Origin of the sequence: Pseudomonas sp. TH34 (assembly GCF_016650865.1) — a bacterium.
In the GTDB taxonomy this organism is placed as follows: Bacteria; Pseudomonadota; Gammaproteobacteria; order Pseudomonadales; family Pseudomonadaceae; genus Aquipseudomonas; species Aquipseudomonas yamanorum.
Map to the genome: position 1 here is coordinate 23,790 of NZ_JAEKFB010000011.1, position 13,706 is coordinate 37,495.

At 60.8% G+C, this 13,706-nt stretch carries 13 protein-coding genes; 7 read left to right on the forward strand and 6 right to left on the reverse strand.

Annotation, left to right across the window (positions count from 1 at the left end):
• Window positions 1–178 precede the first annotated feature (178 nt).
• The 6 genes from JFU58_RS07755 to JFU58_RS07780 all read right to left on the reverse strand — a co-directional run bounded on the left by JFU58_RS07755 (window position 179) and on the right by JFU58_RS07780 (window position 6,074).
• Window positions 179–1,516, reverse strand: coding sequence for an imelysin family protein (locus JFU58_RS07755; RefSeq protein WP_063027687.1), 1,338 nt, complete (start codon window positions 1,514–1,516; stop codon window positions 179–181).
• A 162-nt stretch (window positions 1,517–1,678) separates the two neighbouring features.
• Window positions 1,679–3,730 (reverse strand): putative bifunctional diguanylate cyclase/phosphodiesterase, encoded by a 2,052-nt coding sequence (locus tag JFU58_RS07760; protein ID WP_063027689.1) that lies wholly within the window; start codon window positions 3,728–3,730, stop codon window positions 1,679–1,681.
• Window positions 3,731–3,950: 220 nt separating this feature from the next.
• On the reverse strand, window positions 3,951–4,127 hold the full coding sequence (locus JFU58_RS07765; RefSeq protein ID WP_167410150.1) for a hypothetical protein: 177 nt from the start codon (window positions 4,125–4,127) through the stop codon (window positions 3,951–3,953).
• Between the two features lie 153 nt (window positions 4,128–4,280).
• On the reverse strand, window positions 4,281–4,877 hold the full coding sequence (locus tag JFU58_RS07770) for a superoxide dismutase (protein ID WP_003212997.1): 597 nt from the start codon (window positions 4,875–4,877) through the stop codon (window positions 4,281–4,283).
• 187 nt (window positions 4,878–5,064) lie between these two features.
• Window positions 5,065–5,667, reverse strand: a complete 603-nt coding sequence (locus JFU58_RS07775) for a LysE/ArgO family amino acid transporter (protein WP_201140179.1) — start codon at window positions 5,665–5,667, stop codon at window positions 5,065–5,067.
• A gap of 5 nt (window positions 5,668–5,672) precedes the next feature.
• Window positions 5,673–6,074, reverse strand: a complete 402-nt coding sequence (locus JFU58_RS07780) for an ACT domain-containing protein (protein WP_201140180.1) — start codon at window positions 6,072–6,074, stop codon at window positions 5,673–5,675.
• Window positions 6,075–6,173: 99 nt separating this feature from the next.
• Between JFU58_RS07780 and JFU58_RS07785 the strand changes: the two genes are divergently transcribed.
• The 7 genes from JFU58_RS07785 to JFU58_RS07815 all read left to right on the forward strand — a co-directional run bounded on the left by JFU58_RS07785 (window position 6,174) and on the right by JFU58_RS07815 (window position 13,706).
• Entirely contained in the window at window positions 6,174–7,067 is an 894-nt protein-coding gene (locus JFU58_RS07785; RefSeq protein ID WP_063027695.1) for a LysR family transcriptional regulator ArgP, read from the forward strand.
• Between the two features lie 52 nt (window positions 7,068–7,119).
• Window positions 7,120–8,118 carry an NAD-dependent epimerase/dehydratase family protein gene (locus JFU58_RS07790; RefSeq protein ID WP_201140181.1) on the forward strand — a complete coding sequence of 333 codons (999 nt, stop codon included), beginning with the start codon at window positions 7,120–7,122 and terminating at the stop codon, window positions 8,116–8,118.
• A 117-nt stretch (window positions 8,119–8,235) separates the two neighbouring features.
• Complete coding sequence (locus JFU58_RS07795) at window positions 8,236–9,063, forward strand: hypothetical protein (RefSeq protein ID WP_063027699.1); 828 nt, start codon at window positions 8,236–8,238, stop codon at window positions 9,061–9,063.
• Between the two features lie 156 nt (window positions 9,064–9,219).
• On the forward strand, window positions 9,220–10,479 hold the full coding sequence (locus JFU58_RS07800) for a D-mannose isomerase (RefSeq protein WP_201140182.1): 1,260 nt from the start codon (window positions 9,220–9,222) through the stop codon (window positions 10,477–10,479).
• A 106-nt stretch (window positions 10,480–10,585) separates the two neighbouring features.
• Entirely contained in the window at window positions 10,586–11,872 is a 1,287-nt protein-coding gene (locus tag JFU58_RS07805; protein WP_003213009.1) for an ABC transporter substrate-binding protein, read from the forward strand.
• A gap of 87 nt (window positions 11,873–11,959) precedes the next feature.
• Window positions 11,960–12,868 carry a carbohydrate ABC transporter permease gene (locus tag JFU58_RS07810; protein ID WP_003213011.1) on the forward strand — a complete coding sequence of 303 codons (909 nt, stop codon included), beginning with the start codon at window positions 11,960–11,962 and terminating at the stop codon, window positions 12,866–12,868.
• Window positions 12,861–13,706: a carbohydrate ABC transporter permease gene (locus JFU58_RS07815; protein ID WP_003213012.1), complete on the forward strand. Its 846-nt coding sequence runs from the start codon at window positions 12,861–12,863 to the stop codon at window positions 13,704–13,706. The genes JFU58_RS07810 and JFU58_RS07815 overlap by 8 nt, the downstream gene beginning before the upstream one ends.

Genomic DNA, 13,706 nt, shown 5'->3' on the forward strand with positions numbered 1-13,706 from the left:
GGGCAAATGTGGGAGCGGCTTGCTCGCGAAAGCGGTGTGCCAGTCAACGGATGCATTGGCTGACCCACCGCTTTCGCGAGCAAGCCCGCTCCCACAGGGGGGTTGCGGTGGTTAATGGACCTTGAAGGGCAGGCACAAAAAGGCGACCCGAAGGTCGCCTCATTCAACGCGGCACGGATCAGAATTCGTGATCAGCGTTATCCGGGTTCAAGTCACTGATGCCCAGCTTGCCAGCGGCCTGTTCGATCGAACCGGTCTGCTTGACCAGCGCGGCGATGGCATCACGCACGATCTGGTTGCCTTTATCGTTACCGGCCGCGATCAACTGGTCGTAGTGTTCGCCGTTGTTGGCGTGATCCACCATCACCTGGATCTTCGCTTCGGTCGACGCCAGGTCGGCTTTCAGTGTCGCATCGGCGGTTGGATCAGCCTTGGCCACCAGGGACGACAGGCTTGGACCGGTCATTTTGGTACCGTCGGTGCGGGTGTACTCACCCAGGTAAACGTTACGAATACCCTTGGCGTCATAGAAGTGCGAGTTGTGGGTGTTGTCGCTGAAGCAATCCTGTTCGTCTTCCGGCGAGTTGGCTTCCAGGGAAACCTTCATGCGCTCACCGGCCAGTTCGCCCAGGGACAGGCTACCCATACCGAACAGCATTTTGCGCAAGCCATCGGTCGGCGCTTCGGCTTCCAGGGTGGCGCGGTAGTTGTCTTCGACGTTGGGTTTCCAGTTGCCGACCATTTCTTCCAGGTCGCTGACCAACAGTTGAGTCACGGCGCGCAGGTAGGTGCGGCGGCGCTCGTTGTGGCCGCCAGTAGCGCCATCACCGGTCATGTAGTCTGACGCTGGACGATTGCCGGCGCCCGGGCCGGTGCCGTTCAGGTCCTGGCCCCAGAGCAGGAATTCAATCGCGTGGTAACCGGTGGCCACGTTGGCCTCGGAACCGCCCAGCTCGTTCAGGCTGGCGAGTTTTTCCGGGGTGATGTCTTTCACATCGACCTTGTCTTCGCCGACCTGGATTTCGTTGTTGGCAATGATGTTGGCGGTTGCGCCAGGGTTGCCCAGGGCGTGTTCGTAGGTTTTGTCGACGTAGTCGATCAGACCTTCGTCCAGGGGCCAGGCGTTCACTTGGCCTTCCCAGTCGTCAATGATGGTGTTGCCGAAGCGGAACACTTCACTCTGCAGGTACGGCACGCGCGCGGCGATCCAGGCGGTACGGGCCGCTTTCAGGGTGTCGTCGTTCGGGTTGGCGAGGAAGGTGTCGATCGCGGTTTGCAGGGTCTTCGCAGTGGACTCGGCATCGCTGTATACGGCGAAGACCATGTCAGCGTAATGCGCGACCACGGCCTTGGCAGCGGCCTCGTCGACCTGGCCTGCCGGGGCAGCCGCAGGGGCTGGAGTGCTGGCGGCGGCCGGGGCTTGAGGCGCGGCGGCCTTGTCTTTGCCTTCACCGCAACCGGCAAGAGAAATGGCAATGGCGAGAAGGCTGGCGGTGGCCAGGGGCATACGAATCATGGCGAACATCCTGCTTCGGTTGATGATGGGGCACGCGGGGGGCGCGCAAAACTGCGACATAATGCGAAAGATTTGCATTTTGTGTAAAGGGTTATAACTAGGAAATATTTAGTATCGATTTGCTGGCCATCGGCGCGTGCGGCACCGCTGGCCAGCATTGCTTCAGAGAATGGCGGCGTTATTGCGTTGGGCCTGTTTCAAGTAGGCCGCCAACTCCCGTGCCGGCAGGGGTTTGCTGTAGTGGTAGCCCTGACCTTCGTGGCAACCCTCGGAGATGATGTAGGCCTCCTGTTCGGCGGTCTCCACACCTTCGGCGATCACCTGCATGCCGAGGCTTTTGCCGAGCTGGATGATCGCCCGCACGATGGTCGCGTCGTCGTCGTCATCCAGCAGGTCCTGGACGAAGCTCTTGTCGATCTTGATCTTGTCCAGCGGCAGGCTTTTCAGATAGCTCAGGGACGAATAGCCGGTGCCGAAGTCATCAATTGCAATCAACGCCCCGGAGCGGCGCAGGCTCAGCAGGTGCTGGGCGGCGGTGCTGATGTCTTCCATCAGGCCGGTCTCGGTAACTTCCAGCTCCAGGCTGCGGGGCGGCAGGCGGTAGATTTGCAGCAGGTTGTTGACCACCCGTGGCAGCTCGGCGTGGTGCAACTGTACGGTGGACAGGTTGACCGCCATGCGCAGCTCGGTGAAGCCTATGTCATGCCATTCCCGGAGTTGCCGGCAGGCCTGGTCCAGCACCCATTCGCCGATGGCAATGATGGTGCCGTTCTGTTCGGCCAGGGGGATAAACAGGTCAGGCGGCACCAGGCCATGTTCCGGGTGCTGCCAGCGAATCAAGGCTTCGACACCCACCACGCGATGGTCGAGATAGCTGATCTGCGGCTGGTACACCAGGTGGAACTGCTCGCGGCTCAAGGCGTCGCGCAAATCCTTTTCCAGCTCGCGGCGGCGGCGCATTTCGCTGTCGACGCTGGCGATATAGAACTGGTAGCGGTTGCGCGAACGGCTCTTGGCCAGGGTCATGGTCTGTTCGGCTTTTTGCAGCAGCTTCTCGGTGCTGTCGCCGTCTTCCGGGAACAGGGTGATGCCGATGGTGGCACGCAGGCGGATCTGTTCGTGGTCGAGGGCGAATTCGGCCTCCAGGTCATCGAGGATGCTTTGCGCCAGCTCGGCGGCTTCGTAGGGTTGCTCGATATCGGCCTGCACCAGGGCGAACTGGTCGCCACCCAGGCGGGCGAGGGCGCCAAGGCGGCCGCTGTGGGCCCGCAGGCGGTCGGCCAGGGCCAGCAGCAATTGATCGCCGGCCTGGTAGGTGAACTGCTCGTTGACGCTTTTGAAGTCATCCAGCCCCACACACAGCACTGCGACACGGCGCTGCCGGCGGCCGGCGTCGGTCAGGATCTTGTCCAGTTGCTCCTGCAACTTCTGGCGGTTCGGCAGGCCGGTGAGAAAGTCGTACTGGGCCATGCGCAGCAGGCTGTTCTCCGCCTCGTGGCGCAAGTGGGTGTTGCGCTCGATGGATTCGAGCAACTGGTTGGCGGTGCTGATCCAGATCCCCAGTTCGTTTTTCTCGTGGCCCTTGAGCTGCGGAATCTTGTGCTCGCTGGGGCGATCGGGGTTGATCGAACTCAGGTGCTCGATGACGCGGGACAGCGGCTTGGTCAGCAGCCAGTGATAGACCAGGTACAACACCAAGCCCATGGCCAGGGCCCGCAGCACCCCGGAGATGAAAATGATCACCGAACTGACGAGAAACCCTTTGCCATAGGTGGCGGTGTCGAGGGTGATGCTCAGGTCGCCGTAGTACTCGCTATAAGGCCCGCGCCCCACCAGTGGCGTGGTGAACGTGCGCTCCTGGCCCAGAATCAGGTCGGTCAGCCAGCGGGTTGGGGATTGTTGCAGGTCGCGGGTTTTTTCCGCGAGCATGGTTTCGTTGGGGTGGCCGATGGAGGCCATACGCACGGCATCGTCCTGAAACAGACCTTCGATGACCTGCATCCCCATCTCCCGGTCCAGGCTGTAGACGGCCTGGGTCGACGGGTCGCGAAACATGTCGAGGATGCGCTGGGCATCACCGGCCACGGCCTGGCGCGTCTTATAGGCATCAAAGACGATCTGCGCCGCGCTCAGCACCACGCCCACTGCCAATGCCGAAAGCAGCACCACCCGTAGCAACTTCACCGACAAGCTGTTTTTGAGTTCCAGCTTCAAAGGGGTATTCCTTGTTCCATGCGGGTAGCCTCAATATGCCATGAGTATTGGCAATCCCGTGAAGGCAGTCAAAGGAACATTGGGCCCGAAGAACGTGAATACTAACAAGTGAAGGCCGGGAAGGAGGAAGGCGGATCCTGTCCGCCGTCCTCTTGCACCGCGCGGGGGAGCGAAGGCAAATGCCTTTTTGAGAGCTCGCGAGAGATTGTCGAGAGTTTTATCAGCTGAAAGTAATCTGCGCGGATGATTGCTGGTGGACATCTTCGCCGATTTTTCCCTGCCCGTTATCGGCACCCTGATTTTGTGAATCCAGGAGCTTCCCCAGCAAATCCATGCCTTTTTCTGCCAGCGGCATGAGTGATGACACGGCAGACATTCCCATCGTTAACGGATCCATTGCGCACTCTCCTACTAGAAATGAGAGAGTTATTTCTCTCACTTGGTGGGTGGCCAGTTCATCTCCTTGGGTTCCACGGGGCCTGCATTACGCTTTTGCATCAGCCACAAAAAAGCCCGGCAATTGCCGGGCTTTTTCTACTGCAAGCGTTGCTTAAGCGGTGAAGGTTTTGCCTTCGAACTGCTCAGCCACGAACTTCCAGTTGACCAGGTTCCAGAACGCTTCCACATACTTTGGACGCACGTTGCGGTAGTCGATGTAGTAAGCGTGTTCCCAGACGTCGCAGGTCAGCAGCGGGGTGTCGCCGCTGGTCAGCGGGTTGCCGGCGCCGATGGTGCTGGCCAGGGCCAGGGAACCGTCAGCCTTTTTCACCAGCCAGCCCCAACCGGAACCGAAGGTGCCGACGGAAGTCTTGGTGAACTCTTCCTTGAACTTGTCGAACGAACCGAACGCAGCGTTGATGGCTTCAGCCAGCGCGCCGGTAGGTTGGCCGCCGGCGTTTGGCGCCAGGCAGTTCCAGTAGAACGTGTGGTTCCAGACCTGAGCGGCGTTGTTGAAGATGCCGCCCGAAGAAGACTTGACGATTTCTTCCAGGGTCTTGCCTTCGAACTCGGTGCCGGGCACCAGGTTGTTCAGGTTCACGACATAGGTGTTGTGGTGCTTGTCGTGGTGATATTCCAAGGTTTCCTTGGAAATGTGCGGCTGCAGGGCATCGTGTGCGTAGGGCAGCGGCGGCAATTCGAAAGCCATGATGATTCTCCTAATCAGGTCAGTTGCGGTGAGCGCAAGGCCGATCACGGGCGGCCAAACAAGCGCCGGGGAGTTTGTACTCTTTGCGGCGCAGGGGCTGGATCATAGCACCGGGGGTGCGGCAAAACCACGCAACAACTGTGTGGGATAGAGGTTCCAGAGGGTTTTGGCTTCTGTTGAAAAAAGTTTATGCGGCGCTGATTAATTGATAGGCCACGCTGAACATCATGGCCGCCACCAGCAGGTCCAGAATTCGCCAGGTGGCGGGGCGCGCCAGCCACGGTGCCAGCCATGCGGCGCCCAGGGCCAGGGTCATGAACCACAGGAATGAAGCGCTGGCGGCACCGGCCACATAGGCGCCGGGTTCGGTCTGCTGGGCACCGAGGGAGCCGATCAACAGCACGGTATCCAGATACACGTGAGGATTGAGCAAGGTCACTGCCAGGGCGCTGAGCATCACCGCCTTCAGCGAGCGCACCTTGAGGTTCTCACCCTGGTCCAGGCTCTGCTTCGAGCAGGCCCGGCGCAAGGCGAGGGTGCCGTACCACAACAGGAACGCCGCACCGCCCCAACGGGCAACCGCCAGCAATATCGGGTTATGCGCCAGCACGGTCGCCAGGCCGAACACACCGGCGGCCACCAAGATTGCATCGCACACCACGCATAACGCCGCCACGGGCAGGTGATGTTCGCGCCGCAGGCTCTGCGCCAGCACAAACGCGTTCTGGGTGCCGATGGCCATGATCAAACCGAAGGCTACCAGCAGGCCGTTCATATAGCTTTGCCACATAGGATTTACTCCGCGTCCGCCGCCAATTGCCGCAACACCGCCATGGCGCGCTCGGCATCGGCGCGGCCAACAAACAGGTGATCGTGGTAGTAGCCGGCAATCACGTTGCAACTGATCCCGGCCTTGCCCAGGGCCGTGGCAAACGCGGCGGTCAGACCCACCGCTTCCAGGGCCGAATGCACGTTGAGGGTGATCCACGCTGCCACGTAGTCGAAGGCCAGCCCGGCCCGTTCGGCCTGCTGGCGCTCGACGATCAGCGTCAGGCCTTCCTGCTCGCGGAAGCTGCCGATCACGTCGCAACCCTCGGGGATGCGGCCGTCGGCCAGGGTACAGAACACGTAGTCACCGTCATTAAGCTGTGGGCTCATGCTGCGCAGCAGGGTTGCCAGGGCGGTTTCGCCAGCCATGTGGAAGGTCCTTGAATAAGAAGAAGCGATGCTGGCTATTCTCCCGTCCAAGGCTGTATAAGAAAAACCAATATTGCTGATCGCTCATTAGGAAAACTGATGTTCGACTATAAATTGCTTTCCGCCCTGGCAGCGGTGGTGGAACAGGCTGGCTTTGAGCGGGGCGCCCAGGTGCTGGGAATCTCCCAGTCGGCGATCTCCCAGCGCATCAAGCTGCTGGAAGCGCGGGTCGGCCAGCCGGTGCTGGTACGCGCCACGCCGCCGACGCCCACCGAAATCGGCCGCCGTTTGCTCAACCACGTGCAACAGGTGCGGCTGTTGGAGCGCGACCTGCAAAGCCAGGTGCCCGCGCTGGATGAAGAGGGCATGCCCGAGCGCCTGCGCATCGCCTTGAATGCCGACAGCCTCGCCACCTGGTGGGCCGAGGCCGTCAGCGACTTCTGCGCCGAGCAACACCTGCTGCTGGATTTGGTCGTAGAAGACCAGACCGTCGGCCTCAAACGCATGCGTGCCGGCGAAGTGGCGGCGTGTATCTGCGCCAGCGAACGCCCGGTGGCCGGTGCCCGCAGCCTGTTGCTCGGTGCCATGCGCTATCGGGCGCTGGCCAGCCCGGCGTTTGTCGCACGGCACTTTCCCGATGGCGTACGCGCCGATCAACTGGCCCGCACTCCGGCGCTGGTGTTTGGCCCGGATGATTTTCTGCAGCATCGCTACCTGGCATCCCTGGGTGTCGACGGTGGTTTCGAACACCATTTATGCCCCTCGTCCGAAGGTTTTATCCGCCTGACGGAAGCTGGATTGGGCTGGGGCCTGGTGCCCGAATTGCAGGTGCGCGATCAACTGGAAAGAGGCGTGCTGGTGGAGTTATTGCCAGATAAGCCGATCGATGTGCCTCTGTACTGGCATCATTGGCGCAGTGGTGGACAATTGCTGGGTCTGCTGACGGATCATCTGGCACACACAACGGGGCAATGGTTGGTGCCGTTGGCGTGATGGCCAGCGTCAAGGCAACAGCGATGAAAAACGAAAGAATGCGGAGTAAGTCATGAAAATTCTGGTCACCGGCGCAAGCGGCTTCATTGGCGGGCGTTTTGCGCGTTTCGCCCTGGAGCAGGGCCTGGACGTGCGGGTCAACGGGCGGCGGGCCGAAGGTGTGGAGCACCTGGTACGGCGCGGCGCCGAGTTTATCCAGGGTGATTTGAATGATCCGGACCTGGTGCGCGAGTTGTGCCGCGACGTCGAGGCCGTGGTGCATTGCGCCGGGGCCGTGGGGCTGTGGGGGCGCTATCAGGACTTCCACCAGGGCAATGTGCTGGTTACCGAAAACGTGGTGGAGGCCTGCCTCAAGCAGCGGGTGGGGCGCCTGGTGCACCTGTCGTCGCCGTCGATCTATTTCGATGGCCGCGACCACCTGGGGTTGACCGAAGAACAAGTGCCCAAGCGTTTCAAGCACCCGTATGCGGCCACCAAGTACCTGGCGGAGCAAAAGGTGTTTGGCGCCCAGGAGTTTGGCCTGGAAGTGCTGGCCCTGCGCCCGCGTTTTGTCACCGGTGCCGGCGACATGAGTATCTTCCCGCGCCTGTTGAAGATGCAGCGCAAGAACCGCCTGGCGATTGTCGGGGATGGCCTGAACAAGGTGGATTTCACCAGCGTGCACAACCTCAATGAAGCGTTGCTCAGCGGTTTGCTGGCGACGGGTTCAGCGTTGGGCAAGGCCTACAACATCAGCAACGGCGCCCCGGTGCCGGTGTGGGATGTGGTGAACTATGTGATGCGTCAAATGGACATGCCCCAGGTCACCCGTTACCGGTCCTACGGCTTGTCCTACAGTGTCGCAGCGCTCAACGAAGCCTTCTGTGCCATGTGGCCGGGGCGCCCGGAACCGTCGTTGTCACGGCTGGGCGTGCAGGTCATGAACAAAGATTTCACCCTCGACATCACCCGGGCACGGCATTATCTCGACTACCAGCCCAAGGTCAGCCTGTGGGCGGCCCTTGATGAGTTCTGCAGTTGGTGGAAGGCTCAGGACGCAGGGCTTAAATAACCGGCAACACACCGGGAACCGAATGGGCGAACCCCGGTCGATCAGTGCGGCAGCCGGAGGTTTATACTCCGGCGCTTGGCTATCCATATGCCACCTCAAAGGATTTAAGGTTGATTCATGCGTAACGATGCTAACGACGACTTTGACAACGTTCCCAGCCTGCGGGCGGACACCTCGGACGACGATGATTTCGAGCCTACGCCGGCCACGTCCGTGCGCTCCCGGCCAGCGCCTGTCGTCAAGGTCAAGAGCGCCAGCACCGGGCCGTTGTGGGCACTGGTCGGTGCGTTGCTGTTTGCCTTTGCCGGCCTTGCCTGGTGGAGCTTCCAGCAGATTTCCCTGATGGGCCAGCAACTGGTGGCCACCCAGGAAAGCTTCGCGCGCATCAGCGAGGAAGCGGCGGGGCGCCTGCAGGATATTTCCGGCAAGGTGGTGGCCAGCGAAGCCAACGTGAACAACGGTAGCGAAGCCCTGAAGCTGCAAATCAAGCAGCTGGAGACCCAGTTGCTGGAGCAGGGCAAGCAGCAGTTGGGCGTGGCCGGCCAGGCCACTGACCTGGACAAGCGCCTGGAGCAAATGACCGCCAGCACGACCCAACTGTCCAGTGCCAACGCGCAACTGCAAGGGCAGGTCCAGGCGCTGACGGAGGCGGTGGCTGCCCTCAAGTCCCGGGATGCCGAGTTCAAGGACCTCTCCGCCGACGTCGCAGCCCTGAAAAAACAGGGCAACCCCACGGCCGCCATCGCCCGCCTGGAGCAGGACCTTGTGGTCCTCAAGAGCGAACTGGACAACCGCGCTGCGGCTTCCGACGGTCCGTCCACCAAGGAGTTCGACGTGTTCCGCATCCAGACCACGCGTAACGTCACTGCCTTGCAAAGCCAGGTGCAGAACCTGCAGCAGCAGATCAACCAGCCAGCCCGGATCACCCCACTCGGGCAGCAGTGATGTGAGGCGCTGCAGGCGTCATTAAACATGACGCCTGCAGGCCCTAGCACAATCAATGTCACCATCCTGTGACATTTCCTACCTCCTTCGTTACTTGCCCTCGCCCCGCCCTTGTTTAGACTCCCGTCATCCCGCACATAATAAAAAGGGCTAATCATGACCACGCAACCACTGCCTGCCAGTAGTTGGCTGAACGCTCCTGCCCATCACGCCTGGCTTGCCACTGAAGGCCAGCGCCTGCTGTCATTCGCCAAGGCTTCCAAACTGTCTGAAGGCTTCGGCAATCTCGACGATCACGGTGTTTTGCCGCCCGATGCCGTCGCCGAAACCATGAACACCGCCCGCATGACCCACAGCTTCGCCATGGCCCATGGCCAGGGCCTGCCCGGTTATGCCGACCTGGTGGAGCACGGGGTTGCGGCCCTCAGCGGCCCGCTGCGCGATGCCCGGCATGGCGGTTGGTTCGCCACGCCCAATGCCAGCGATGGCAACACCGGCAAGGCCGCCTATCTGCACGCCTTTGTCGCCCTGGCCGCCAGCTCCGCGGTAGTGGCCGGCGCGCCCGGCGCACAAACCTTGCTCAACGACGCGACCCACATCATCGACCAGTATTTCTGGAGTGAAGAGGAGGGCGCGATGCTCGAGTCCTTTGCCCAGGACTGGAGTGGTGTAGAAGCCTATCGCGGCGCCAACAGCAACATGCACGCCACCGAAGCGTTCCTGGCCCTGGCCGATGTCACCGGTGAAACCCGTTGGCTGGACCGCGCGCTGCGCATCGTCGAACGAATTATTCATACCCATGCGGCGGAAAACAGGGACATGGTCATCGAGCATTTCGACAGCCACTGGCAACCCCTGCGCGGTTACAACGAAGACAACCCGGCCGATGGTTTTCGCCCCTACGGTATCACCCCCGGCCACGGCTTCGAATGGGCGCGGCTGGTGTTGCACCTTGAGGCCGCGCGCCTGGATGCCGGGCTCGCCACCCCTGAGTGGCTGGTCACCGATGCCAAGGGCCTGTTCGCCAGCGCCTGCGAATATGCCTGGGCCGTCGACGGCGCCCCGGGCATTGTCTACACCCTCGACTGGAGCCAGCGCCCCGTGGTGCGCGAGCGCCTGCACTGGACCCATTGCGAAGCCAGCGCCGCTGCCCAGGCGCTGCTCAAGCGCACGGGCGAACTGCATTACGAAACCTGGTACCGGCGCTTCTGGGAGTTCTGTGAAAGCCATTTCATTGACCGAACCCACGGCAGCTGGCACCACGAACTGAGCCCGAAAAACCAGCCCAGCAGCAAGATCTGGGGGGGCAAGCCGGACCTCTACCACGCTTGGCAGTCTGTCTTGTTGCCGGGTCTACCCTTGTCACCGAGCATGGCCAGTGCCGTGGCCGCCGGGCGTTATGTCACCAAGTGGTGACATTTTGGCGTCCCTTTGTTACCTGCACCTGAAAAATCCCTGTTTAAACTCGTTTGCAGCGCAAGCACCGACTTGCATGCATAACAACAAGAAAAAAGGTACTCAGATGAAAGCGATCAGTCGCCTCGCCGTAGCTATTTCCGTTGCCTCGTTGTTTCCCCTCAGTGCTTTTGCCGCCGACTCGAAAGGGACGGTTGAAGTTGTGCATTGGTGGACCTCGGGTGGCGAGAAAGCGGCAGTAGATGTCCTGAAGGCCCAAGTTGAAAAAGACGGTTTCACCTGGAAAGACGGTGCCGTCGCCGGCGGTGGTGGTTCGACTGCCATGACCGTCCTGAAAAGCCGCGCCGTTGCTGGCAACCCGCCTGGCATGGCTCAGATCAAAGGCCCCGACATCCAGGAATGGGCGTCCACCGGGCTGCTCGACACCGACGTCCTGAAGGAACCCGCCAAAGAAGAGAAGTGGGACAGCCTGCTGGACAAGAAAGTCTCCGATACCGTGAAGTACGAAGGTAACTACGTGGCCGTGCCGGTGAACATTCACCGCGTCAACTGGCTGTGGATCAACCCGGAAGTCTTCAAGAAAGCCGGTATCACCAAGAACCCGACCACCCTCGAAGAATTCTACGCAGCGGGCGACAAGCTCAAGGCCGCGGGCTTCATTCCGCTCGCCCACGGTGGCCAGCCTTGGCAGGACAGCACTGTATTCGAAGCGGTCGTGCTCTCGGTCATGGGGGCTGACGGTTACAAGAAAGCCCTGGTGGACCTCGACGAAAAAGCCCTGACCGGCCCTGAAATGATCAAGTCCCTGACCGAGCTGAAGAAAGTCGCGACCTACATGGATGCCGACGGCAAGGGCCAGGACTGGAACCTCGAAGCCGCCAAAGTCATCAACGGCAAGGCCGGCATGCAGATCATGGGTGACTGGGCCAAGAGTGAATGGACCGCCGCCAAGAAAGTCGCCGGCAAAGACTACGAGTGCGTAGCCTTCCCGGGCACCGACAAGGCCTTCACCTACAACATCGACTCCCTCGCAGCCTTCAAGCAGAAAGACAAAGGCACTGCTGCCGGTCAGCAGGACATCGCCAAGGTCGTGCTGAGCGAAAACTTCCAGAAAGTCTTCAGCATCAACAAGGGCTCGATCCCGGTTCGTATCGACATGTTGCAAGACATGGGCAAATACGGCTTTGACTCCTGCGCCCAGACTGCTGCCAAGGACTTCCTGGCGGATGCCAAGACTGGCGGCCTGCAACCGAGCATGGCCCACAACATGGCAACCACGCTGGCGGTGCAAGGCGCGTTCTTTGATGTCGTGACCAACTACATCAACGACCCGAAAGCTGACCCTGCCGATACCGCGAAGAAACTCGCGGCGGCGATCAAGTCGGCCAAGTAACGGTTAGTACCGAATGGCCTTGTGGGGGGACCCCTAACCCCCACAAGGCATGTTCCTGTAGTCCTTTTCCCTGTACTGGATTTTCCCATGAGTTCTGTTGCTGTGTTCAGCAAAGCCTCGCCGTTCGATGCACTGCAGCGCTGGCTACCCAAACTGGTGCTGGCGCCGAGCATGTTCATCGTTCTGGTGGGCTTCTATGGCTACATCCTGTGGACGTTCGTGCTGTCGTTCACTAACTCGACTTTCCTGCCGACCTACAAGTTTGTAGGCCTGGCGCAATACGTGCGCTTGTTCGACAACGACCGCTGGTGGGTCGCGAGCAAGAACCTGGCGGTGTTCGGTGGCATGTTCATCGGCATCACCCTGGTGATCGGTGTGACTCTGGCGATTTTCCTCGACCAGAAAATCCGTCGCGAAGGTTTTATCCGCACCATTTACCTGTACCCGATGGCGCTCTCGATGATCGTCACCGGTACGGCCTGGAAATGGCTGCTCAACCCGGGCATGGGCCTGGACAAATTGCTGCGTGACTGGGGCTGGGAAGGCTTTCGCCTCGACTGGCTGATCGACCCGGACCGTGTGGTGTATTGCCTGGTGATCGCCGCTGTGTGGCAGGCCTCGGGCTTCATCATGGCGATGTTCCTCGCCGGCCTGCGCGGTGTTGATCAATCGATCATCCGTGCCGCGCAGATCGACGGCGCGAGCATGCCGCGCATCTACTGGAAAGTAGTGCTGCCCAGCCTGCGCCCGGTGTTCTTCAGTGCGGTAATGATCCTGGCGCACATCGCGATCAAGAGTTTCGACCTGGTGGCGGCAATGACTGCGGGTGGTCCGGGTTACTCCTCCGACCTGCCGGCGATGTTCATGTACTCCTTCACCTTCAGCCGCGGCCAGATGGGCATGGGCTCGGCCAGTGCGATTCTGATGCTCGGTGCGATTCTCGCAATCATCGTGCCTTACCTGTACTCCGAGCTAAGGACCAAGCGTAATGACTAGTCTCGCCGGCAAACCTGCCATCAGCCTGAGCCGCGTCGCGATCTACGCGGTGCTGATCCTCGCTGTCCTGCTTTACCTGGTGCCGTTGGTGGTCATGTTGCTGACCAGCTTCAAGACCCCGGAAGACATCAGCACCGGCAACCTGCTGAGCTGGCCCACCGTGATCACCGGCATTGGCTGGGTGAAAGCCTGGGCCACGGTTGACGGCTACTTCTGGAACTCGATCAAGATCACCGTTCCGGCGGTACTGATCTCCACCGCCATCGGTGCGCTGAACGGCTACGTGCTGTCGATGTGGCGTTTCCGCGGTTCGCAGTTGTTCTTCGGCCTGTTGCTGTTCGGCTGCTTCCTGCCGTTCCAGACCGTGCTGCTGCCAGCCTCGTTCACGCTCGGCAAGATGGGCCTGGCCAGTACCACCACGGGCCTGGTGTTTGTGCACATCGTCTACGGACTGGCCTTTACTACACTGTTCTTCCGTAACTACTACGTCAGCATTCCCGATGCACTGGTGAAAGCGGCACGCCTGGATGGCGCGGGGTTCTTCACGATCTTCCGCCTGATCATCCTGCCGATGTCGACACCCATCATCATGGTGTGTCTGATCTGGCAGTTCACGCAGATCTGGAACGACTTCCTGTTCGGCGTGGTGTTCTCCAGCGGCGATTCGCAGCCCATCACGGTGGCGCTGAACAACCTGGTCAACACCAGCACCGGGGTTAAGGAATATAACGTTGATATGGCGGCGGCGATGATCGCCGGGCTGCCGACCCTGCTGGTCTATGTGGTCGCAGGCAAGTATTTCGTGCGCGGCCTGACGGCCGGCGCGGTCAAGGGGTAA

What these genes read in the sequence shown, in the direction of transcription:
- JFU58_RS07755 (WP_063027687.1), bottom strand. Translation starts at nt 1,516, where the DNA reads ATGATTCGTATGCCCCTGGCCACCGCCAGCCTTCTCGCCATTGCCATT.
- JFU58_RS07765 (WP_167410150.1), bottom strand. Translation starts at nt 4,127, where the DNA reads ATGGATCCGTTAACGATGGGAATGTCTGCCGTGTCATCACTCATGCCG.
- JFU58_RS07770 (WP_003212997.1), bottom strand. Translation starts at nt 4,877, where the DNA reads ATGGCTTTCGAATTGCCGCCGCTGCCCTACGCACACGATGCCCTGCAG.
- JFU58_RS07775 (WP_201140179.1), bottom strand. Translation starts at nt 5,667, where the DNA reads ATGTGGCAAAGCTATATGAACGGCCTGCTGGTAGCCTTCGGTTTGATC.
- JFU58_RS07780 (WP_201140180.1), bottom strand. Translation starts at nt 6,074, where the DNA reads ATGGCTGGCGAAACCGCCCTGGCAACCCTGCTGCGCAGCATGAGCCCA.
- JFU58_RS07785 (WP_063027695.1), top strand. Translation starts at nt 6,174, where the DNA reads ATGTTCGACTATAAATTGCTTTCCGCCCTGGCAGCGGTGGTGGAACAG.
- JFU58_RS07790 (WP_201140181.1), top strand. Translation starts at nt 7,120, where the DNA reads ATGAAAATTCTGGTCACCGGCGCAAGCGGCTTCATTGGCGGGCGTTTT.
- JFU58_RS07795 (WP_063027699.1), top strand. Translation starts at nt 8,236, where the DNA reads ATGCGTAACGATGCTAACGACGACTTTGACAACGTTCCCAGCCTGCGG.
- JFU58_RS07800 (WP_201140182.1), top strand. Translation starts at nt 9,220, where the DNA reads ATGACCACGCAACCACTGCCTGCCAGTAGTTGGCTGAACGCTCCTGCC.
- JFU58_RS07805 (WP_003213009.1), top strand. Translation starts at nt 10,586, where the DNA reads ATGAAAGCGATCAGTCGCCTCGCCGTAGCTATTTCCGTTGCCTCGTTG.
- JFU58_RS07810 (WP_003213011.1), top strand. Translation starts at nt 11,960, where the DNA reads ATGAGTTCTGTTGCTGTGTTCAGCAAAGCCTCGCCGTTCGATGCACTG.
- JFU58_RS07815 (WP_003213012.1), top strand. Translation starts at nt 12,861, where the DNA reads ATGACTAGTCTCGCCGGCAAACCTGCCATCAGCCTGAGCCGCGTCGCG.